The organism is Shewanella sp. SM23, from assembly GCF_025654295.1.
In the GTDB taxonomy this organism is placed as follows: Bacteria; Pseudomonadota; Gammaproteobacteria; order Enterobacterales; family Shewanellaceae; genus Shewanella; species Shewanella oncorhynchi.
The window spans coordinates 82,721-106,745 of sequence record NZ_JAKKRM010000012.1; the positions used below are offsets into that span (position 1 = coordinate 82,721).

The 24,025-nt window shown below is 44.9% G+C and carries 16 protein-coding genes; 4 read left to right on the forward strand and 12 right to left on the reverse strand.

From position 1 onward, the window contains the following. Positions 1–234 precede the first annotated feature (234 nt). From L5L98_RS14955 to L5L98_RS15000, 10 genes are all read right to left on the reverse strand, one after another. Positions 235–2,316 (reverse strand): UvrD-helicase domain-containing protein, encoded by a 2,082-nt coding sequence (locus L5L98_RS14955; protein ID WP_263142090.1) that lies wholly within the window; start codon positions 2,314–2,316, stop codon positions 235–237. Next, positions 2,306–4,345: an ATP-dependent nuclease gene (locus L5L98_RS14960; protein WP_263142092.1), complete on the reverse strand. Its 2,040-nt coding sequence runs from the start codon at positions 4,343–4,345 to the stop codon at positions 2,306–2,308. The genes L5L98_RS14955 and L5L98_RS14960 overlap by 11 nt, the downstream gene beginning before the upstream one ends. A 118-nt stretch (positions 4,346–4,463) precedes the next feature. After that, positions 4,464–6,626: an ATP-dependent RecD-like DNA helicase gene (locus L5L98_RS14965; RefSeq protein WP_263142094.1), complete on the reverse strand. Its 2,163-nt coding sequence runs from the start codon at positions 6,624–6,626 to the stop codon at positions 4,464–4,466. Then, positions 6,623–7,075: a VPA1267 family protein gene (locus tag L5L98_RS14970; RefSeq protein WP_069454243.1), complete on the reverse strand. Its 453-nt coding sequence runs from the start codon at positions 7,073–7,075 to the stop codon at positions 6,623–6,625. The genes L5L98_RS14965 and L5L98_RS14970 overlap by 4 nt, the downstream gene beginning before the upstream one ends. Continuing rightward, positions 7,075–7,515: a hypothetical protein gene (locus tag L5L98_RS14975; RefSeq protein ID WP_069454242.1), complete on the reverse strand. Its 441-nt coding sequence runs from the start codon at positions 7,513–7,515 to the stop codon at positions 7,075–7,077. Before L5L98_RS14975 ends, L5L98_RS14970 begins: the two co-directional genes overlap by 1 nt. Positions 7,516–7,517: 2 nt before the next feature. Continuing rightward, on the reverse strand, positions 7,518–9,569 hold the full coding sequence (locus L5L98_RS14980; RefSeq protein ID WP_263142095.1) for an integrase: 2,052 nt from the start codon (positions 9,567–9,569) through the stop codon (positions 7,518–7,520). Then, positions 9,562–11,148, reverse strand: coding sequence for a site-specific integrase (locus tag L5L98_RS14985; protein WP_263142096.1), 1,587 nt, complete (start codon positions 11,146–11,148; stop codon positions 9,562–9,564). The genes L5L98_RS14980 and L5L98_RS14985 overlap by 8 nt, the downstream gene beginning before the upstream one ends. Beyond that, complete coding sequence (locus L5L98_RS14990) at positions 11,141–12,484, reverse strand: site-specific integrase (RefSeq protein WP_263142098.1); 1,344 nt, start codon at positions 12,482–12,484, stop codon at positions 11,141–11,143. The genes L5L98_RS14985 and L5L98_RS14990 overlap by 8 nt, the downstream gene beginning before the upstream one ends. A 166-nt stretch (positions 12,485–12,650) precedes the next feature. Next, on the reverse strand, positions 12,651–13,364 hold the full coding sequence (ssb, locus tag L5L98_RS14995) for a single-stranded DNA-binding protein (RefSeq protein WP_263142099.1): 714 nt from the start codon (positions 13,362–13,364) through the stop codon (positions 12,651–12,653). 108 nt (positions 13,365–13,472) lie between these two features. Continuing rightward, positions 13,473–14,840: an MFS transporter gene (locus L5L98_RS15000; protein ID WP_168825599.1), complete on the reverse strand. Its 1,368-nt coding sequence runs from the start codon at positions 14,838–14,840 to the stop codon at positions 13,473–13,475. A gap of 403 nt (positions 14,841–15,243) precedes the next feature. Here L5L98_RS15000 and uvrA point away from each other — a divergent pair, with 403 nt between their 5' ends. The 4 genes from uvrA to L5L98_RS15020 all read left to right on the forward strand — a co-directional run bounded on the left by uvrA (position 15,244) and on the right by L5L98_RS15020 (position 22,096). Next, positions 15,244–18,126: an excinuclease ABC subunit UvrA gene (gene uvrA, locus L5L98_RS15005; RefSeq protein ID WP_105251335.1), complete on the forward strand. Its 2,883-nt coding sequence runs from the start codon at positions 15,244–15,246 to the stop codon at positions 18,124–18,126. 188 nt (positions 18,127–18,314) lie between these two features. Continuing rightward, positions 18,315–19,469 carry a M28 family peptidase gene (locus tag L5L98_RS15010; protein WP_219250634.1) on the forward strand — a complete coding sequence of 385 codons (1,155 nt, stop codon included), beginning with the start codon at positions 18,315–18,317 and terminating at the stop codon, positions 19,467–19,469. 194 nt (positions 19,470–19,663) lie between these two features. Further along, a complete protein-coding gene (locus tag L5L98_RS15015; protein WP_011847889.1) occupies positions 19,664–21,586 on the forward strand; it encodes a DEAD/DEAH box helicase in 1,923 nt (640 codons plus the stop codon). A 138-nt stretch (positions 21,587–21,724) separates the two neighbouring features. Beyond that, positions 21,725–22,096 carry a DUF6677 family protein gene (locus L5L98_RS15020; RefSeq protein WP_263142103.1) on the forward strand — a complete coding sequence of 124 codons (372 nt, stop codon included), beginning with the start codon at positions 21,725–21,727 and terminating at the stop codon, positions 22,094–22,096. Here the strand turns inward: L5L98_RS15020 and L5L98_RS15025 are convergent. Continuing rightward, positions 22,093–22,707, reverse strand: coding sequence for an HAD family hydrolase (locus tag L5L98_RS15025; protein ID WP_113940038.1), 615 nt, complete (start codon positions 22,705–22,707; stop codon positions 22,093–22,095). The two genes, L5L98_RS15020 and L5L98_RS15025, sit on opposite strands and share 4 nt — an antisense overlap. Before the next feature lie 29 nt (positions 22,708–22,736). Continuing rightward, the gene (locus L5L98_RS15030; RefSeq protein WP_113940039.1) at positions 22,737–23,711 is read right to left on the reverse strand and encodes a DMT family transporter; all 975 of its coding nucleotides are present in this window, start codon (positions 23,709–23,711) and stop codon (positions 22,737–22,739) included. Positions 23,712–24,025: the final 314 nt, after the last annotated feature.

Below are 24,025 nucleotides of genomic sequence, written 5' to 3' on the forward strand. Positions count from 1 at the left end.
AAACAGCAACCACATTCACGAGTGAGTGAGTGAAATGTAAAAATCAATTTCAATTCATGAATTTACATAAAAACTCACCACCATTAATTTTTACACTTTATTCTATTCCGTCAATATAAAAACAATAATAAGTAAACAACGGTCTTTTAATCGCTTTATTTTAACACATTTTGTATGGCACTTATACCTATAAAGCCCAAGACTGCTTAGTGCCAGAAGCGGACATTAGGTACATCACAACCAATCACACTTACCAGTTTTATCGACGACAGCGACTTTTCCCCATCCTTGCTTCTTCAACGCGTCGACTTCCTTTTGATTTAATTCCCCACTCTCATTTTCTATATGGCTCCTTTTCATTGCCAAGCAAAGTAGATGCGAGGGCCGTGTCATAGCCACGTAATGAAGCTTTAATCGCTTTACATCAGAATCAGAAATTGTTTTTTTGAGTTTGCCTTTTATCCATGGAAAGATCATTTTCAAATGATGCGATTTATTAAAATATGTATCCAACATCAAAGTCGCAGTATGCGTTTCGCCTTTTACGGAATGAATTGAACCTAACTTAATATTCACTTTCCGTCCGTCATTCTCTACAGTATATGTGTTGTTCCGAGTACCAATATGATTTGAAGAAAAATCTTCAGATTGTTGATAATCTAGAAAAGGATGGTCGCTCTGTGGAGCGACTCCGGATAGCGAAGTCACGACGTCGATTACAATATCCTTCCATGTGGTACTCCAATCAGCTTCCGAAGGGAAGTTTCGGTCAACAGCGAGAGAGCCAATAAGCTTAAGGTATTTATCGCAATTCGCTTTGTCATCCTTTAGCGACTCCAAAATGAACCGATGATTTCTTTGTCTTGGTTTTAGATCGAATTGTGTTGATAACTCTTTAGCAAAGTTAATTATCCCGATAGTAATACGCTCAACTGTAGTGAATGATTCACCTCCAGTTCCTTCGGTGGCAAACTTCTCTCCCAACCTATGACCAGCTTTGACATATTGCAAAAAAGTTTTAGGCTTTGGGTCTTTACTAGCGATATCTGGATCATATTTAATGTGGTAATGAGATAAATTGTGGGGTTTGTTTTTTTCCGCCCCCTCTTTATTTCGGTGTACAGCTCCAACAGCGGTAAAAGTCAATCGATCCAATAATTCTTGTTCTTCATCAAATACTGAGAGCAAATACTGTCCGTAGGCTTTTAAGACAGCCCCGGTGCTATCTTCGTCAACTAGAAATATAGCGTGGGCAGTGTCTTTTGATGAACCGACCTTAGGCCCTTGGCCTGCCAAGATCATTTTGCCTACCGATAAAGGAGAAGCTAAATTTGCTATTGATTGACCGAAGCGATGGCTATTTGGGAGATCATACTTAACTTCATCTGATGGAAATTTATCAGTTTTTGCCCTGTTAACCTCACCAACATGATTAAATATTTCCTGATCACTATCACCGAATCGCATTCTGCAGCTTGCGCCATCTCCTTCCATGAATATCCGGTGAAGTATGGATGATTGAACTTCGCTGTTATCTTGAACTTCATCAAGAAATACAAGAGGGAAGCGGCCTCGGATATGCTGCTTTACGGCAGGCGAGCAATCGATAAGATCGTTTGCCCACATAAACATCTCGTCATATCGGTGATAACCGCTAGCAACTACACGCTCAACGATATTTTTTAGTTGATCACTGGATTCTCCGGAATTCTTAAATATTGGCATTCCGCTTTTATCTACAACATGGAACGCCGCCGACGAGATAGTCCATGAGTCAATGATGTCCGAAATATTGACATCCCACTTTGAACTTTTTACCTTATTTTTTAGCCATCCGTTAAGCTGTGGGTGCTCTTTCCAATTAAGGCAACTAACTCTATGCCTTTTAACCATATCATCGTCAACAGCCTTAACTGGGTACCCTTTCGATCTTAGCCAAGGGAGAGCCATAAATTCATTAACAAACCCATGTATAGTTCCAATGTAATGTGGGTATGATAAAAGCGCTCGGCCGACTTCCGTTCCTCCTAGGCGCTTTTCAATTTCGTCTTTCGCAACATTCGTATGCGAAAGAATACACATGCCTTGACGTCGATAAGGCCAGTTACGTGCAAGTATCGCCAGCTTTGCAACAAGCAAAGTTGTTTTACCACTGCCGGGACAAGCCGATACATCCAATGTTTCGCCAATAGACTTAAGTATTCTCTCCCTCGAGCCTCCATCTTTTTCCTGGGAGAAGGCATCATCAGGCAAACCTAACACTCTCACCACCCAAGCAATATCATCATCCGTAATCTTTAGCAGATCAACTTCCACGAATCTCGCCTCCTGAAGCAGTATTAAGATTCGATGTAACGTAGTCTATTGCCTCAACAACGTAGCTTGGGAGTTTAACCCTTAAATTATAAGTTATGTCGCGCTTTGTATTATCCAAGATAATTTCACACAAATACTGTGCCGCGATGGATTTTGAAGCTTTAGAGCCTGTGACGTACTTTGCATAGACTTTGCTGGCTAAAACTTCATTCTTGTCCCAACCCTTATCTACCGCAAGTTGGTCAGCTTCTTCCTTTAAGTCAGCGTATTTGGTTTGGGCCTTCTCAAATTTTTCCTTAGCTGTGTATTCAGAGTAATTATCACCCTCATCCCATATTGCTAATTGAGCGGCAATACAGACCTCTTCAGCCAAAGCGTTATTGTTTGCAAATGCTAAGTCATACTCTAGAGTCCACTCATCTGCTACAAATGACTTTACACTCTGCCCATGGGCCTTGGATTTAATCTTTTCCTTATGTTCATTTAATCCCGTCCCTTGAAAATCCTGCTTAGCACGCCACTTTCTCTCCTCTCCATCCCCTAATATAGGCCAATCACTATTGTCTTTGATGATTTTAATAATATAGGGGCCACAGTTTGGCATAACGTCCAAGTCGGTGACACAAGCAACTGGCGCAGGCTGTATTCCATCTTGAGCAGGATTTTTTCTCATAAAGATTTTAGCGTATCGTCGCAGTCCAACTCCTCCGACATTGACCATAGAAACTCCATGTTCCGTAAAATCTTTCCCAATGCACTTTGCCAAGGTAGGCATCAAAATATTTTCCGCATCGCCCTCTACAATCATGACTCCACGAGCGAAAAATAGATTCGCTTTAGTTACATCTAGAAAACGCGAGAGGAATTTATAATCATTTGAATCAAGCTCAGTTTCACCATCAGCGGTAGAAAAAGCCTTGCCAGCTCGAATAACAACTAAATTATTGAGATCAACCTCAGATGCTAGGTTGGGGCTGTGCGTGGTGATTATTATTTGAGGTTTGTTTTCATTATCATCTTGGGAGGCAACTATTTTCTGAAGATACTGTATTAGCCTAAGTTGACGCTGTGCATGCACATGTGCCTCGGGTTCCTCTATTAACAATAGTGGAAAGTTATCTTGACCATCGGCTAAAAGGATTAATTCGCATGCAATAAAGAGGATATTATTTGACCCTAGCCCCATTCTCCCAAGTGTATTATCCACATTTAGAGTTAACTTATCTAAGAGTTGCCTAAGCCTCTGAGAACCCGAGCCATTCTGACTAACCGATATCGAGCTTTTTAGTGAGTCGCCATGAAGTTGCAATTCATCTAAATGACGATTAACTTTTGATTTCCCATTATCAATATGAGGATGAAGTTCAATCAGCTTGTTGAATAAGTCACCTAGTCCTAGCAACCCCAGCTGTCTAATGTCATCGAAACTAAATGAAGATAGATCAGTACTTGCCGCGTCAAACAGCTTGCCCACTTCTGCGCCATCAAGTGAGTTTAAGACCATCGAAAGCCTAGAATTACGCCCAGAAGAAAGCTCTCGTTCAGCATCACGAAGTGGCCTTAGATATGTAGCTGCGAGCAATAAACGACAGTTGTTGTCTAGATTTGGACCCTCTCCATTTTTACCAGATCGAAGGTCTGTGGAGATATATTGCCTCCCGGCTCTAGTTCCCATTCGCTTTGCTGTAAGCGTAAGGTGAAAGATAGGTTCATCTCCCTGACTAACTCCGTAGGTTAAGTATTCTGCGAATCCTGACTTATCGCCGGGAGTTAATTTTTTAAATGTGCCAAATATTTTAATTTCATTTGATACAGAGCTACCTTTGCTTGCCTTATGGAAGTCATCATCACTAAATCGAAGCCATTCTTGATCGGTTGTTCCGAGGAGAAATCTTAAAGCATCAATTACTGCCGTCTTGCCAGAGTCATTTTCACCCACAAGAGCTGTTAACCCTTCGCGAAATTTAACCGTAATGCCGTCAGGGCCAAATGATCTAAAATTGGTAATGGTTAGTTCGGCTAGGTACAAGGTAATTGTCCTTAATTGTTAATTACTAGAGGTCCGCTTTGGGTCGACAACTGATTTTTTCTCAGACTATCAGACAATTTTAAAATTGTCCGCTTTTCGCTCGCTTCTGACATAACCATTAATTGGCCAACAAATCAGCCAAATGGCTATTTCTTTTGTGTGAATTACTGATGGTTTCAGTAATGAGCCTCATATCCTGAAAACTACCGACAATATGGATCTCATGCTCAGCTCGTGTTATTGCAGTATATAGCCACGCTCTATCAACGATTTTGCCGTTCTGTAATGCAATAATAATTCTAGGGAATTGCGAGCCCTGAGCTTTGTGAAGGGTTATCGCATAACCCAACTCCATACAATCGAGCACCGATTGCGTTATCTCAATCTTGTCACCGGTATCAAGTGTGACTTCACCGTAGCTTTCACCTGATGATTCAACACTAGTTAGCGTACCAAGGGAGCCGTTTTGAATGCCTTTGTCGTAATGGTTTTGCGTGAATAAAATAACATCATTCAGTTTCAGATTTTGAAAGTATCGCTCTCCGTGCATTTCAAACTCAAGCAGTTGACCATCTGCGTTAACCTGCGTCTGGATCAGTTTATTGATGTCAGCAACAAGTGCTTTAGTCGGTGCCATTACACGACTGTTTTCAGGTGATTGCTTAAACAACGCACAGCACACTTGAGGTATATCGCCTTTTGCTGTCTCATGGAAGGTGATTTTCCCAGTGCTTAACTGTGCTGGTAAAATGCCCTGGTTGATGAGCTTGGAGTATTCAGGGATACCTGTTGAACCCTCTTGGCGTTTAACGATATCAAGTCTGGTGTTGGCGATAGCGTTTGAAAACACGATATCCGCTAGCACTTTCCCACAGCCAATGGGCGGAAGCTGGTCTGGATCACCAGTAAAAATAATACGCACTGAGGGGTGGATATGATTCACCAAACGGTACATCGTGGGCAGGTCAATCATGCTTGCTTCATCAATAACCAGAAGGTGTTTTTGCTTCTCATCTGTCGGCTCTATTGGGTCTTTACGCAGCAGTTTGGCAATGGTTGATGTGATAAAACCAATCGACTCATGTAAACGCATAGCCGCTCTGCCACTAAGGGCCACCGCGTGTATTTCAAAACCCATCTGATGGTAGGCTCGAAGTGCTGTTCTAAGCACCGTAGTTTTACCTGTACCCGCCCCACCAGTAATACAGCTGACAGCATTATCCATGCAGATGACAACCGCATCGCTTTGCTTCTGCGTGAGGGCGTATGGGAGCGCTGTAAATGCAGCATGGAATGCCTCATTGGCCATTTCATCGTACAGGTTATTTTGACTGGCAAGAGCTTTGAGTCGTTTAGCAACGACATTCTCCATCAACAATTGGGCTGTAGGGTGGTAAGTTCCCTTCTCTGGATTAAGCAGGTACTGCGCTTTGTGATGTCCTGCAATAAATGCTTGTGTCACAAGTGTTTTATCTTTGAGAAGCGAAACCATATATGGCTTTAGCGCTGCTTGCGTGGTGTAAGTGTGGCCCTTGTTGATTTCTTTTCGGATGGCAGCTTCTAGTGCTGCACTCAGCCGACGATTATCGTCATTTTTGCAATTAAAAGGCTTAACTAGAGCTAATTTATCCACATCCGCAAACGACATCCCAAAGCCAATCAGAAGGTACGGGTCCTGTTTTATGGCATCAATAGCGCCTTCGCCATGATGTTTTAACAAGCGTTGCTGGACGCTGGCAGGAATTTTATGTTCCGTCATCCAGTTACAGTAGGCGAGATTCTTATATTTTGCGTAACCCTCAAACAGGGCACTGATAGAATCTTCGCTCAGAACGCTTCTAAGCTGCTTTCTTGATTCAGGTGTATCTTTTCTAGCAATTGAGTGAAAATCCTTACCCAGCTTCGCCCAGAGAGCTCTGGCTTTGCTTTCACCAATACCTTTGAAGTCACTTTCTTTTGCGATAAATTGAATGAGTTGTTCACCTGTTTCAGGCAAACTACACACGATGTGCTCAGGTAACTCATAGGTATGCTGCTGCATCACATAATCACCTATTTCTGCTTCTGTAATTAAGCGAGCACCTTTTACTGACCAATGCTGACCTATTGCGGGTTGAACAGGGATAGAATCAGGATGCACTTTGATGGTGACGTAGTATTTACCACTATTAGTTTTATAGGAGTTTCGGTTAAGTGGTACGCCGCTGAATATCACCAAGTTGGCCGAAGAAAATGGGATACTGGTAATCCGAATTTGATCTTCATGCAAAGCAATTTTCATCGTGGCATGAACCCCATTTCAGAAAGTGTTTCAGACAGCTCGCCAAAGCGCTCAAGTTTCCCTTCTAGTTCTTTAACCTTGGCTTTCAGCTCAATATTTTCCGCTTCTAACACGGAAAGACGATTTGAATCCATAGCTCTGCGATTAGCAGTATTGTCATATAGCTTAGGTTTATCATTGAGACCTTTGACCGTTTCGGCTTCGGGCGGCAGAATCCCTTTTCCCCGCAGATTGTCTTCCAGTAACTTTAAGGCGTCTTTAAGCGCAGGGTTTTGCGTTAATGCTGATTTACCACAGCCAATCGCTTTGGCTACTTCTCCTCGATTGAGCTGCCCCCTAAAGGTAATCTGCGTAAAATCCTCATCCGATTGAGTTGCTACCCAAGTTTGAAATGCACTGAGGTTTTGCAGAGCTTTCTCAGTGCCATTAACACCTTTCTCAGTAGCCATTATGCGCCTCCTGTTCTGCGCTTAATCGCAGTCATAGGCTGCTCCAGCATCTCAATTGCGTCATCTAATGAGTCAATACGTATACCATGCTTATATGCATTGTGCTGCCATAAAACAAAGCGTTGTTTGTATTTGGCAATTGTATTATTTGCCCGTACCAGTTCAGCTTCCAAGCCTTCTACCTGATTTTTCCAATACTCAACGTTACTATCTTCGCTGCGTTTTTTTTCAATGGGAGTCTCCCGTAAAGACTGCTTGCGAGCGGTGTACGCTTCCTGAATCTCTTTATATCCAGATAAAGCCTGGCGGGTAACATCTTCAAGCCCAAGCATTGCTTTGACCTCATTGCATAGCAACGGCCAAGTTAATTTACCTTTCCATGTATCAATCAAATGCAAAATGTCAGAGATATTTTCATTGGTAACTACAATTTTAGGCATGATTACAGCTCCATTAGCTCGAACAATTCATCTTCAAATTGAAGTTTTTCTGGTGATGTAACTTCGGTATCCAATCCCTTTTCTCTGAGCATTTCTTTAACGGGTGACGGATCATATTCCTCAGGAATTCTAACAACTGCTCCATCTGGGGTATTTTCATCTTCGAGAATACGAATTTTTGTGCGGATATGAGACAACCGCCATCCGTGGTTCGTTACCCATCGATCTGCCCCAAAAGCTCCCATATCATGATCAATTAATGCTTTGTTTAATTGAGACTGAACCTCTTGTTCTCGCTTTTTGAGTAAATCTAAAGAGTCACTGAACCCTTTGATGCAAACTAGTTCCTTGCAAGTTTCGCAGTCACCATTGCGCTGGCAGGGGGTCATTGCATAGTCATGCTCGCAAATCCCTAACTCAGTTACTATTGCAGCACCATCCAAATCTTTACCAATTTCCTTAAACGTCACCGGTATCCTGTGCTTAATTTTATCAAGAATACCAGCGTTTTTTGGGATCATTAAATCTGCAACTTGCTCGGATTTTTCGTCCTCTGTACGGTGATCATACTTCCTGTTGTCACCTACTTTTGCACGACCAGCCCAGTGTGCCAATGTAAGCTCATCCATTCCTCCTTTTTCGGCCATGTTACTGAGCCAGTGACGAGCACGATGTGTGGTCAATTCAATGGGTTCACCACTTTTTAAACTAAAACTATGCTTTGCCCACAGCGTGCGTTCACCTTTAGTCTCTGATTCAGCAAAGCGATCATTGATGTAATTCACTGTTGGAATGCTAAAAGAAAAACCTCTTGGATTGAAATCAGCATGAAACTCTTTATCTCGATGTAGCAACAAGGCCTCTGAAACCCTTACTTTTTGTCCTTTATCCACATATGGCCATTTCGGAAATTTTTTTGTGAATCTTTCGTACTCAAATTTCCCAAGTGTTTGATATGTAATAACACCATCATTTTCAACTAACAGCTGTTTTAACCATTTGGTATTTAGTGGCGAGAAACTTTTTAGGTTTAAATCTAATGCGGCATTCAGCTGCTCTATCGACAACGGTGCATTTTCAGGGAAATTTGATGGTGTAATACAACCATCATGAACCATGAACCGCTCAGGGTTTTCCTCTGCAAACTTTGCAGCTTTACGAGCGGGTTCACCTATACGTTTCAGGCGCTCAACGGCCATTACGACTATATCTTGCATCACCGTAGGAACCCATTTAATTCCTATTTTGCCTTTTTTAGCAGGCACCCATCGTATGCCAAGCTGATTATCACCAGCCCTGTCTTTTTCCCATACGAGACAATCCACTGGCAATGCCGTTTCCTCTGAGCCTCGTGAAGGAGCTGTCATCAGCAAGGCATATATTGCTGTATAATATTCAGCTTCAATGCCTAGTTGCGGAGCCTTGCTAAATAATTCAGCAACCAGCATCATTTCCTCAGTAGTTGGCAATTTTTCAGAACGATATTCTTGCCCCTTTTCATCAAGAGCAATTGTCAGATCTTTAACTTTCCCATATGGGTTAGACCATTCTGGTAAGCTTGGTGCAATGAAGTTTTCACGGCAAAAATCGAGTATCAATTGCATTTGATAACCCGCCTTATTTCTTGCTGCGGGATCTGAAAGCTGGCGATGAAATACTTCATCAAGATGCTCTAGTACCGTTCCATTCAGCATCAAAATGTCAGCTTTTCCAGTCGCTGCAATTATCGCTTCTTCTAGCACGCGAAATGCTTCCATATGACGTTGTAAATTGGTTACAGGTCTATCCGTGTATGAATTCTTGATGTAGGCCTTAGCAAAGTCTAAAAATGGTTCAGATAACGGCTCATAACTGTATGAATTTGATGGCTTGAGATTGGTAGAAAAGCGAACAACAACTTTGCGGTTTCCATTTATAGTATCCCATTTATTCTCATGCCATTTGTCTTTACCAAAAACCGTTAAATGAGTACGGCAATCTTCGATAAACCTGGCTAGGTTTTGTGCAGCATCAAGCTCAGCTTTCGCTTTAAATCGAATTATATTATTAGCCATTACTAGAGGCCTCTTGCTCTTGTTTCATGTCAGCACAAGCCTGTACTACCCATTCAACTGCCAAAATTAATGTGTCTTTCGTAGAGGCATACTGTTCACTTTTTGTTGCTTTAAGACGTGCATCTTTTTCTCGATAGAGACTATCCAAGAATTTTTCGTGTGGAGCATCTAAGAGAGGCCTGAATTTTTCACATAGGTAGCAGGCTTCATAACCTTTCACGCAAAAATTATTGGTTCCGCATGCGCCTACAACCTCATTATCTTTGTTTGGAATTCGAGCTGTTAGATCATTGCCACGTTCGCCATCTTGAAGATTTTTAATTATTTCCCCTTTAAAAGCCTTCGCAAATGGAGCCAATTGTTGACCAATGGCCTTATCAATGTACGTTACTGTATCAGCAGTGTTTTCTGTGTAGACCATCACATTTTGAGTATCTGACTGATCTAACGCCTCTGCGATGATAAATGCACTAACTCCCCTACGCCCGAGATTAGTACCCCGAGTTCGCCTGAAACGTCTGGCAGATATTTGAATAAAGTCACCCGTGCGTTCGCTTACGGCTTGGTTTAGCAAGTTCACTTGCCTCATAAAGCCGTCCCGAAACTGATTTGTCGATAAATGTAGAATGTCCGAGCTGAATATTTGCTCTGAGCGAAAGTCATCAGAATGTTTATCAATAAATTGAGACACACTAGCCCAATCTACAAAAATTGGAGTTAAATCTTTCTGTCTCTGGCTAAGTTCAAATCCACACGTATCACTTAACCTCTTTTGCTCCTGAACAACTAAATTCTTGAGGGTAAGATAAAGCTCTTCTGTTATTGCCAGTCTTTTAAAAACCTCACGAAACCCGACGCCTCTTTGCTTTGCTCGCGGGATATTAAGGTAGAAGTTAGTAGCTCCGCTCTTAGCGCATTTTTCTTTTATCAGATCTTCTGCTTTTAACTGCCGTATTTGTACAGATCTTCTGGCTGTCGCTTGTAGAGTAGATAGGTAGCCATAACATGCTAATGTAATTTTGTTCTCGGCAAACAAGCGAATAAGTTCATTTGCGACTGCTATTTGCTCATTCTGTGTCAATGCACCTGTATATGGACAACGATTAGCAATCGCGACTCCTTTCTGATTTCCTGATAGTGTCATCTTCTCAAGCACTTTCACGACTTCACTACTAACTCCTTTGTAGCCGTAGTCATGCCAACTGATTAAGAAGCCACGCAGTGCCCCTAAATACCATTGATGCTCATCATCTAGCATAGCTCGCCAATTCCTAATAACATGCTCATCAATAGCTTTACACCCGGTGTCCCTTACCATCCGTTGAAATCTTTGATACATATTTAGTGTATGTTTAGCTGAAGATTCTTCTGCATAGCGAGCCAGTGCCTTTCGCAATCCATCTAGTGTGTCTGATTCCAACTCCAAAACATCTTTTTGAAAACTGATTGTTGTGTCTTTATTTAGAGCCCATGTATTAGTTTTAATATCAAAGCTATAACCATCCCGTGAGGTTTTAAAGGGGGATTTCAGAGTAGATGGCCCTTGGCCATCACGTACTTTTAATACAACATTATTCATTGGTTCCTCCGTTATCTACGTTTGCTTTCCTTACTTCCGCAGCTTTCTTTTGGAGTTCTTCTTGCTCCATTAAGGACACCTCATTAGCCTTTTTGGAAACGTGACGTTGGTTATATACGTTCCCCGATTTTTCACTTGAGTGCCCCATTTGATGCATGCGCATTTTAGCTTCTGTGCCGCTATCAATATTTTTGAACCCCTCCACGCTAGACTCAGCTAACACATTGTTTTTATCAATTTTATCTGAAAAAACCTCGTTCCAATTGTGCCTAAAATAGTGAGGATGAATATCTGCAAATTTTTCATCAACCCCTTTCATTGCAGGGACGATAGTATTGTCAAAAGATGATCCTGAAATTGGTAACCCTTGCGTATTCCCTTTGCGATGAGTTACAAAAAGGTATGGGTGTTTTTTCGCATTTTGCAGGGGGCGACGATATTTTTGGATATAAGTATCAAGTAACTCTGCCGTTTCATCAGAGAGCCTTAGTTTCCGCTCTCTTGTCTTAGCAACTCGCTGCTTTTTACGTGGGTCATTTCTATCATCATGTGTTCGTCGAACCCAAAATGACTTTTTGTCCCCGTGCAAGGTCATATCTGTTAATTTGAGCGAAAGCAATTCGCCGCTTCGGATGCCATGTCGTTCAATCAAAAGGAACATCAAATAATTGCGGAATCGTATGCTTTCATTCTTAAATGGATTAAGAGAATGTTCATAATGTGCAATTTCAATAAACTCTTTAACTAACCCATCTGGCAGAGTTTTACTGTCTTTGTCATCTAGTACATTATGCCCCTTTCCTTTAGGGCGAGCAGCTTTGAATGCCTTTTCCATCTTTTCAATTTTTTGATTAATTTGAGGCGAGGGGGATTGCTTAACTGCTAATTTTGCAAGGAAAGTTAGATACTCTATAACAGATGTCATACGATTATAGTGATGACTGCGGCCAACCGATGGAGCGACATCAATCAGCTTTGGCGAATCCATTAAGCTTACAACTTTATTTCGTCCCTTACTCTTTTTGGTAGCCTTTCCTTTCAACTGCTGAATATCTAATGCTAGGTAAGATTTGATATTTTCAATGTCATCTTCATCAAGAAACTTTCCTTGTTGGAATTCACGATACAAGTCTCGCTGCTCTTGATTTTGCCAACCCAAAAACCATTTCACATGTTCCAATTTGTTAGAGATAGTTGATTCCGCTTTTCCGCCTGACCTTAACTTATTTGTTACCCAAAGCGTTATATGGAAATGTGGCATATCGTCTTCACCCATTAAGATGGGGTAACGTTCACCATTATCAAAAACCAACGTCTCCACACTATATGCGATCATCCATACGACCTTTATTTTAACACTTTAGTTATACGTTAAACCTAGTATAAAATGAGATTTCGACTTTTTAAAGTGTTAAAAATAAAAAACCCAGTAAAAATACTGGGTTCAGTTATTTTAAGTGTGGATTTAAGATTTAAATTTACACTTTTAATTTATGCGTAAGCTAAAACGGAATATCGTCATCCCAGCCATCATCCAAATCTGGAGTGAAGTTTTGCTGTGGTTGCGGCGCTGGACGCTGTGCCGGTGCTGCAGGCGCTTGATAAGCTGGCGCTGGAGCGGCTTGTGGCTTAGGCGCATAACCACCTTGTTGTTGTGGTTGTTGAGCCTGTGGCTGACCATAACCTTGCTGCTGGGCAGGTGCTGGCGCAGCATATTGTTGCTGAGCTGGCGCTTGGTAAGCAGGTGCAGCTTGAGGCGCTGGCGCATATTGATTTTGCGCAGGAGCGGCTTGCTGTGGTGCAGATTGATAACCTGCGTTTTGTGGCATGCCGCCGCCCATTGGCGCGCCTTGTGCTTGTCCACCTTGACCACGGCTACCTAGCATTTGCATGCTACCGCTTTGGTCGATAACCACTTCAGTGCTGTAACGGTCTTGACCACTTTGGTCTTTCCACTTACGAGTTTGCAGTTTACCTTCAAGGTAAACCTGTGAACCTTTACGCAGGTATTCACCTGTAATCTCAGCTAATTTGCCGAACAGAACCACACGGTGCCATTCAGTACGCTCTTGCTGTTGACCCTGTTGGTCTTTCCACGATTCGCTAGTCGCTACTGTGATGTTTGCGACTGCATTACCGTTTGGCATATAACGCACTTCTGGATCTTGTCCCAAATTGCCAACCAAAATTACCTTGTTAACACCACGACTGGCCATTGAAATCTCCTGCGATTCTTTAAATAATCTATTAATTCAGTATGTTGTTTATCTTTATTGCCATAGAGGAAAATCAGCTTCCCCAAATACCACACGGCAGACCAGATATTATTGAGCAGAGCCTAACACAGCTCGTGCTTCTCTTAAATCGAAATGCTCGTCTACCTTGAGATAAGCCACTTTCTCGTCCAGCACGACTATTGCTTCGACGACGCCCATTAATTGGGATAACTGGGTTGCCATATCGCGCGCTTGCGCCTTGTCTTTCACTTCGGCTTCTAAGGTGTAACTCTTTAACAACACAGGATTTTGCATGCCTAATGTCAGGAATAACCAAATAGACATTAAGATCACGGCAACAACAAATACCCCGACTGCGCCCACGAGCTGGAAAGCACCACCACCGAGCATACCACCACAAAAAGCCCCTAAAAACTGGCTAGTAGAATACACGCCCATGGCCGAACCTTTTTCGCCGACGGGGCAAAATTTAGCAATCAAACTTGGCAGTGAGGCTTCTAAATAGTTAAACCCTGTAAAGAAGAGCACCACGGCAAAACTCAATACCCAAAGATTGCTCGCAAATGCGGCCATCGCCAGCAATGCCACTATCATGATCACGAGGGCAATTTGGAACATCGCCTTAGTATTTTTGCGCTTAACCCCTATGATGATTAACGGCACCATCAAAATAAATGCGCCCACAAAAGCAGGGAAATACAGCATCCAATGTTTTTCTTTCACTAGACCCGCATCCACCAGATCCAGCGGTAATGCCACAAATACTGCGGTGAGCACTAAATGCAGGATAAAAATCCCAGCGTTAAGCCTAAATAATTGCGGCTCGAGGAACATACGTTTAAGCTTAGCGGGCGTTGCTAGAGTGTCTCCTTTGGGTGCCTGAGTGATGGGATTAGGCACTAAAAACTGGATCAACAGCATACCGACAATAGCCAATACCGCCGTTAACCAAAACAATCCAGTCAACCCAAGATGTTGCGCAACGATAGGTCCCATTAGCAAAGACAGGGCAAAAGATAACCCGATACACATGCCAATAATCGCCATCACCTTAGTGCGCTGCTCGTCGCGGGTTAAATCCGCGGCAAGCGCCAGCACGGCAGCGGCAATCGCGCCCATACCCTGTACAGCTCGACCAAAGACAACGCCATAAATCGTATCTGCGTTAGCAGCGATAACACTGCCAATAGCAAACAACACTAAGCCACCAAGAATAATCGGCTTACGACCATATTTGTCAGATAAAATCCCCATAGGGATTTGCAGCACGGCTTGAGTCAGACCATAGGCGCCGATAGCAATACCCACCCACAGAGGCGAAAAGCCTTCGAGATGCTGACCATAAAGTGCAAAGACGGGCATGATCATAAACAAGCCCATCATGCGCAAACCAAATACACTGGCTAAAGAAAACGCGACTTTTTTCTCAGTACCCGAAAGTCCGTTGTTACCCATGATTTTGCCCTGGATTGAAGTCTTTTAAGGGGCGCATGTTACCACACCCAAAAGGATTTGCTCAAAAGGAAATAGTGGCCTAAACCACTGACTATACACTTAGCTTTTATCCCGTTTATCACGGACCTATATTGACTGTGTCTGAGTTAACATCTTTATTTTTAACGCTCAGGCACAGGGGAATGAGTCTAACATAGTGTTCACAATTGTCCTGTGAGTCAGTGCGCAACAACAGTATTAATCTTAGTTAATCCATTCCATCCACAACATCCCGCAAAGCAGGCCGACTTAAAGCCAGTGCCAGCCCTAGGATTAGTGCAGATCACAGAATCAACTAAACTCAGCGGCGGAACTGTGCGATACTTGTGCTCATTTTTTTAAGCATATGGCATTAGAGCGATAGATGGATAAGATTGAAATACGCGGCGCACGCACCCACAATCTCAAGAATATCAACCTGACTATCCCAAGGGATAAACTGATTGTCATCACGGGCTTATCGGGATCTGGCAAATCCTCCCTCGCTTTCGATACTTTATATGCCGAGGGCCAGCGACGTTATGTCGAGTCCCTATCTGCCTATGCTCGCCAATTTTTGAGTTTAATGGAAAAGCCCGATGTGGACCATATCGAAGGCTTAAGCCCGGCGATATCCATAGAGCAAAAATCCACCTCCCATAACCCACGTTCGACCGTGGGCACGATTACCGAAATTTACGATTACCTGCGCTTGATGTTTGCACGCGTGGGTGAGCCGCGTTGTCCGACACACAATCAACCCTTGGCGGCACAAACCGTCAGCCAGATGGTCGATAAAGTGTTGGAAATGCCCCAAGACAGCCGCTTGATGCTGCTTGCACCTGTGGTCAACGCCCGTAAGGGTGAACACGTTAAATTGCTCGAAGGTCTATCAGCGCAGGGTTATATCCGCGCGCGTATCGACGGTGAAGTGTGTGACTTAACCGATCCGCCAACCTTAGACTTACACGTTAAACACACGATTGAAGTGGTCGTCGACCGTTTTAAAGTGCGTGACGATATCAAGCAACGCTTAGCGGAATCCTTCGAAACTGCGCTGGAACTCTCCGGCGGTATAGCGACCGTTGCCAGCATGGAAGACGACACGGGTACTGGTAAATCCAAAGGCGAAGAACTGATCTTCTCGGCCAACTTCGCCTGCCCGCACTGCGGTTATTCGATGGCGGAATTAGAGCCAAGGATCTTCTCCTTTAACAATCCCGCTGGCGCGTGCCAAACCTGTGATGGTTTAGGGGTACAACAATTTTTCGATCCTGAGCGCGTGATCACCAATACCGAGCTTTCACTGGCGGGCGGTGCGATTCGCGGCTGGGATAGGCGCAACTTCTACTATTTCCAAATGCTTAGCTCACTCGCCGAACACTATAAGTTCGATGTCGAAGTGCCCTACGAGCAGCTTAGCGAAAAAGTCCGCAAAATCGTACTTTACGGCTCAGGTAAAGAAAGTATTGCCTTTAAATACATTAATGACCGCGGTGATGTGGTGGTGCGTAATCACCCCTTCGAAGGCATTCTAAACAACATGGACAGGCGCTATCGCGAAACCGAAAGCAACTCGGTACGTGACGAATTAGCCAAGTTTATCAATACCCAAGCTTGTCAAAGCTGTGGTGGTTCGCGCTTACGCGAAGAAGCACGTAACGTGTTTTTAGGTGATATCAACCTGCCACAACTCACCACTTGGTCGATTGGCGAAGCCTTGGACTACTTCGAGAAAGTCGAGTTTAGCGGCCAAAAGGCGCAGATCGCCGAGAAGATTTTAAAGGAAATCCGCGATCGCTTAGGTTTCCTCGTGAACGTGGGCCTCAATTATTTGAGCCTATCACGCTCGGCAGAAACCCTCTCCGGTGGTGAAGCCCAACGTATTCGACTCGCCAGCCAAATCGGTGCAGGGCTCGTCGGCGTGATGTATGTGCTCGACGAACCCTCAATTGGTCTGCATCAAAGGGATAACGAGCGTCTGCTGCAAACCCTGATCCACCTGCGGGATTTGGGCAACACTGTGATTGTGGTTGAGCATGACGAAGATGCGATCCGTATGGCGGATCACGTGATCGATATTGGTCCAGGCGCAGGTGTACACGGCGGCGAAGTCATTTGTGACGGTCCGATTGAGAAGATCATCGCCTGTGAAGAATCGGTCACTGGCCAGTATATTTCCGGTAAGCGCAGCATTCATATCGATACGCCGCGCATTCCCTTCGACAAAAACCAAGTCATTCAATTGTTTGGCGCACGCGGCAACAACTTGCGCAATGTGGATTTAACCATTCCCATTGGCCTCTTCACCTGTGTAACAGGCGTATCGGGTTCGGGTAAATCGACCTTAATCAACGATACCTTCTTCAAGATCGCCCATAGAATGCTCAACGGGGCGACAGTGGATGAGCCTTCACCCTATGATCGTATCGAAGGGATGGAACTGTGCGACAAAGTGGTCGATATCGACCAAAGCCCGATTGGCCGCACACCGCGCTCAAATCCGGCCACTTATACGGGCATCTTTACCCCAATTCGCGAGATTTTTGCCGGAACCCAAGAGTCACGCACTCGCGGTTATCAAGTCGGCCGTTTCTCCTTTAACGTAAAAGGTGGACGCTGTGAGGCTTGCCAAGGCGACGGCTTGATCAAGGTAGAAATGCACTTCCTACCCGATGTGTATGTGCCCTGTGATTCTTGTAAAGGTAAGCGCTACAACCGCGAAACCTTAGAAGTACGCTATAAAGGCAAGAATATTCACGAAGTACTGCAGATGACAGTGGAAGATGCGCGTCAGTTCTTCGATGCCGTACCTGCCATTGCCCGTAAGCTACAAACCTTGATGGATGTGGGTTTGTCCTATGTGCGTCTCGGCCAAAGTGCAACCACACTTTCGGGCGGCGAAGCCCAAAGGGTGAAACTTGCCAAAGAGCTGTCCAAACGTGACACGGGCCAAACCTTGTATATCTTGGATGAACCGACCACGGGTTTACATTTTGCCGATATTCAATTGCTGCTCGACGTGTTGCATCGTCTCAAATCCCACGGCAACACGATTGTGGTGATTGAGCATAATCTGGATGTGATCAAAACCGCAGACTGGATTATCGACTTAGGCCCAGAAGGTGGCGGTGGTGGCGGTATGATTTTAGCCACAGGCACGCCGGAAGAAGTCGCCGAGCATCCAACCTCCCACACGGCACGCTTCTTAAAGCCACTGCTAAAACGGGATATCGAGCTGGCAAAGGCCAATAAAGCTAAGGCTTAACATTCGGCTCATGCCGCAGTTGGTCTGAATAATAAAAGCGCAGTCGCCCTAAGCACTGCGCTTTTTTTCGCTCAGCAATCCAATATGCTTAAGCTATCGCATACATATAGATCTCATTGAATTAGAATCGGATTTAGGCAAAGATGATATTCATCTTCTGGCGAAGGCTTCAGCGATAAGGAATGTCCATGCGTGATAGCACTCAGTCCCCAGTGACTCACCTTATATTACCGAGGCAGTATCAATCACTTTTAAGTAAAAACCTAAGCGACATAAACCTAAGCGCATCGACTCTATTCAACCACAGTCGTATCGGTCAGCTGCTCGCCAAGTTCAAGATCACGCACCTTATAAGACATCAATCCCAAAGACTTGGCTTATTAGCACTGGCCTGCGTTGTTGCAACGACCCTCACTGGTTGCGCTAACTCAACCGAAACTTGTGCACGCACTGAGCTAAAACTCACTTGGGCCGAGCCCACAGAGTTACAAGCGACAGTCACAGTATTAAGCTCGGATGAATTTGAAGGCCGCAAAACCCAAACTCAAGGTGCGGCAAAAAGTCGTGACTATATAAAGCAGCAATTTCAGGGGCTAGGTTTACAGCCTTGGGGAGCGGACTTTATCGTGCCCTTTGAATATAAAACCTTCTTCACCCAAGAAACTGGCGCCAACGTGGTCGCCACCGTGATGACGGCAGAACCGACGAATCGATGGCGCATTATCGTCGCCCACTATGATCACTTAGGCATGAGCGGCAGCAAGATTTACCACGGCGCTGATGATAACGCCTCGGGCGTCGCTGCTATGCTCGCCATTGCCAAACATTGGCAACAGCAATTTGCCCTACAACCCAATACCTTGCCTAAGGTAAACCTGATGTTTGTGGCAACCGATGCCGAAGAACCCGGGCTCTATGGCAGTATCGCCTTGGTAGAGCAACTCAAAACCCGCCTGCCAGAAGCGACTTTTGAGCTGATGTTGAATTTAGATATGGTGAGTCACCCCGGCAGGCCCTATGGGATTTACCTCGAAGGCAGTCGAAACTTCACTCAGTTCAATCAATTTAAACCCCTACTGAATCAACAGAACCGACTTTGCATTAAGCTCACGCACCCTAAACCCGTTGGTCGAAGCATACAAAGTACCGATTGGCTGCGGGCGTCGGATCATTACCCCTTCCACAAAGCGAATATCCCTTGGCTGTATTTTGGTGTGCCGACCCATCCCCAATATCACACACCAGAGGATACCGTCGCGACAATCGACATCACTTTTCTTGCGGCAGTGACAGAGTCAGCATTCGAGTTACTTCAATTAAATGTTGAATATTTAAAGAATTAATGGGAAGTGGCGCGTTTCTTGCTCAGTTTTAGCGAAAAAAATGCAGAAAACAGGTTAAATAGCGTGACTCTGATTGGTAAAGTGGCCGCCATGCTGCTATAATCCGTCGTTCGCGGGAAATCGACACGGGGTTGATTTTCTGTCTGTGAAACTTTAGCGCCATTTCGCGCGCGCATCCACAAGGCTACAACCCAATGTCATCCGATGAAAGAACTTTCCGTGAACTCGGCCTATCCGAGAATTTGTTGCGTGCTCTTGACGAGCTAGGTTATGAAAAACCAACGCCAATCCAATCAGCCAGTATCGATCCACTTATGGCTGGCAAAGATATTTTAGGTCAAGCGCAAACTGGTACAGGTAAAACTGGCGCCTTCGCGTTACCACTATTAAACAAAGTTACCAGCCAAACGACACCGCAAATTTTAGTATTAGCACCAACACGTGAATTAGCCGTGCAGGTTGCTGAAGCGTTCAGTAGCTATGCCAAATTTATGAAGAATTTCCACGTTCTTCCAATTTACGGCGGCCAAAGCATGCAACAACAGTTGAATGCCCTGAAACGCGGCCCACAAGTTATCGTTGGTACGCCTGGTCGTGTTATGGACCATATGCGTCGCGGCACCTTGAAACTCGACTCATTACAAGCTTTAGTGCTCGATGAAGCCGATGAAATGTTAAAAATGGGCTTCATCGATGATATCGAATGGATCCTTGAGCACACGCCAAGCGAGCGCCAACTGGCGTTATTCTCTGCCACTATGCCAGAGCAAATTAAGCGTGTAGCTAACCAGCACTTACGTAATCCTGTACATGTTCGTATCGAATCAAGCCAAACTACGGTTGAGTCAATCGAACAGCGTTTCGTACAAGTATCACAACACAACAAACTTGAAGCCTTAGTGCGTGTATTAGAAGTTGAAAACACTGAAGGTGTAATCATATTCGTCCGTACTCGTAACTCATGTGTTGAGTTAGCTGAGAAGTTAGAAGCCCGCGGTTATGCTTCATCACCACTACACGGTGACATGAACCAGCAAGCCCGTGAGCGTGCGGTTGATCAATTGAAACGTGGCAAGTTAGACATTCTGATCGCGACTGACGTTGCGGCCCGTGGTCTTGACGTTGAGCGTATCGGTCACGTTGTGAACTACGATATTCCGTATGATGCCGAAGCTTATGTACACCGTATTGGCCGTACAGGCCGTGCTGGCCGTACTGGTATGGCGATCCTGTTTGTAACGAGCCGTGAAATGCGCATGCTGCGCACTATCGAACGCTCAACTAACAGCCGCATTTCACCAATGAAAATCCCAAGCCCAGAGACAGTTGCAGAACGTCGTCTGTCTCGCTTAGGTGAGCAATTGGCTGAAACAATCAACGGCGATTTAGATTTCATGAAAGAAGCTGTTGCTCAATTATGCCAACAGTTAGAAGTCGATACCGATCTGCTAGCCGCTGCATTATTACAGCAAGTTCAGCAAGAACGTCCTTTGCAATTGCCAGCCATTCAAGAACGTGTTCGTGATGAACGCAGTGAGCGCACTGAACGTAGCGACCGCGGAAGTGATCGTAATGACCGTGGTGGTGAGCGTGGTGAACGCAGAAGTCGCGAACCGCGTCCAATGCCAGCCAGCTTAGGCTCAGCTGAAGCGTTGAAAGACAACCCAGATTTGAAAATGTGCCGTTACGTGATCGACGTAGGTCGTGAGAATGGTGTAGGTGTGGGTAACATCGTTGGCGCTATTGCGAACGAAGCTAACATCGACAGCCGTTACATTGGCGCAATCCAACTTTATGATGCAGTGACCACTGTTGACCTGCCAGACGGTATGCCAAAAGACGTGTTACAGCACCTACGTAAAGTACGTGTTTGTGGCAAGCCATTGAACATCCGCGAAGCTGGTGATCAAGTATTTGTTGATTCAGGCCGCAGTGCTCGTTCAGACCGTCCTGCGGGTGACCGTAAACCACGTGGCGATCGTCCAACAGGTGACCGCCCAGCGGGTGATCGTAAGCCTCGTGCTGCGTCTACTGGTGACAAGCCATTTGCTGACCGCAAACCACGTGCAGACAAACCTGCCGGTGAGCGTAAACCACGTAAACCACGTGAAGACTAATCTAGCTTAAGCTAGAGACTAAAAAAGGAGCCTAGGCTCCTTTTTTGTTGGCTTGATTTTGTCTTAGTTTGCCTTTAGCAAAGATAAAGCTTAGTGTCTAATCTCCAAAGAGTTTAATGGTATAAGTAATCGACTCCCATGAAAAAAGCCCTTACCGCTGGACTATTATCCGCCTTCGTCGCCCCCGGCAGCGGCCATTTCTATCTGCAACATAAACGCAGCGCCCTAGTGTTTTTTGTGCTGGCAATACTGAGTCTTGGCCTGATGCTGCAACAAGTCATGCAAGTAGCACAGCTTATCTCACTTGATATTCAAACTGGTGTTTTACCGCTAGATATAGGCGTGATTACAGCCGAAGTGACCAAGCAAACCACGGCAACCATTCGTGATGGTGCGGACAAGCTGATGTATGGATTTATCCTCTGCTGGCTAATTGCCTTATTAGATAGCGTGCGCTTGGGACTGAAACAAGATAAGCAAGATGCAGTCACGGCCCCAAAAAATGCCTAGTCGCCAACTGTCCATGCTTTAATCAGGCTGTGGTAGCAAGAGACCAGTAAATCAGCCGCTTGGGCATAATCGGGAATGGTTTCAGGGCAATAGAGGGCGCAGTGACTACCCGCATTGCGCGCAGTTTGCAGATCAAACAGATAATCGCCCACATACAAGATATCTGCGGGCGCGAGTTGCCACTGCTGGCAAATAAGATGAATACCTTCGGGATGCGGTTTAGGCTCAGCATCATAGCGCGTTAATACCAGTGCGATATCTATGCCGAGTTTATCGATAGTGATTTGCGCCGCTTCTGGCATATTGCGAGTCAAAATAGCCAAGGGCAGTGACTTGGCCCGTAGGCATTCGATAAGCTCCCTCGCGCCATCAATCCAACTGGCCTTGAGTGAACTTTGTCTTTCGTACTCATGGACAATGTCTAACGCCTTAGCCCGTGCTTCATCAGTACTAAGACTCTCGACATGGGCCAAGATATCCGTACCAGAATGAATCCCCAACTCCCGCCGCAGCCCAGCAAAATCGGGATTAGAATGCGCTAAGGTGCCGTCGAGATCGAAGATGACGCCACGGATATCCTGAAGTTTTAACTCGCTGAGTCTAGTGATCACTGGCCTTTCCCATGGATAAAATGTATGCGTTAGACAGCCTGCAAACGCTTCGCCTGACGATTACGGTACATAGGCAGCAATTGCACCACCATCACAGAGACAATAATCACGCCAATCCCCAGCAGAGATAAACCATCTAATTCATCAGCGCGGAATACTTCTGGCCACCAGCCAAGGCTCACCACTAACGCCGTGGCACTAAAGCTAAATACTGGCGTTAGGGCCAACATGGCACTAACCTGCGCCGTCGGCCAGTACTTCATCGACTGGCCAAAACAGCCATAGGCGATCAAGGTATTGGCGGCGCAAAACAGTGCTATCTGCCAATCGAAGCTGTCCATACGGACAAACTGACTAAAGTCGCTAAAGGGAGCCATTACGAAAATACCTAAGCCATAGATCACTAAGAGCACGTTCGCGGGCGACAAACGATTCAGTAAGGATTTTTGCAATAAGGCATAGCTAGTCCACGACAGTGCTGAGAACTGGATGATCATCACCCCAATCCAAACCTGATGATTATTAGCCCCAGAAAAATTTAAATTAGGATGGAAAAACATCAACATACCTAAAGCTAAGGTTGCAAAACAGCTGAGTTGCACCGCATTAAGCCGTTCCTTAAAAAACAACACACCACCAAACGCGAGGAAAAAGGGCGAAGTCTGGAAATTCAGTTGGGCGGCGCCCGGTGCGAGGTAATCGAGTGAATAAACAAAAGACACATAATTGAGCATCAAGAAGATGCCAGCAAGCACTAACCTTAACCAAACTTTGGCATCGAGTGCTGCAAATTGCTTAAGACTACCTGCGCTCCATTGGATCACTATGCTGACTAGAAGCGCGACCAGAAAACGAAACCAAGTAAGAGTCACGGGATCGATAAAGGCCGCCGAGAGCTTTAATGCTATAGGTAACATGCCCCAAAATAAAACCGCAACTGAGATGAACAGGAGCCCGAGTTGAGCATGATTATTTGCCTGAGGGGCGTTATGGCTAAGGTTCACGGAGGAGTCCAGTAGAAACCGCAAAATGGACAGCCATTCTGGCACTGAGCCAACACAATATCTAGCGGATCATCATGGAAACATTCGCGTTAGCTTGGATACTTTAGCTGACACTTATGTGAGGCAAGTTTCAGCATCTTACGATAATTGGAATATTGGCCGCACTCTTGATTCAACTGCAGCAGATTTACCCCGAAAGCCAACATTGGCATTTCCCGCGTTGCCAATAACCGAGTATATTTGGCCCATAAAAATGGCTTCTGCCACACACTCTCTAGGCCACTTCTTTTTAAGCTAACGCTTTAAATAGGAAA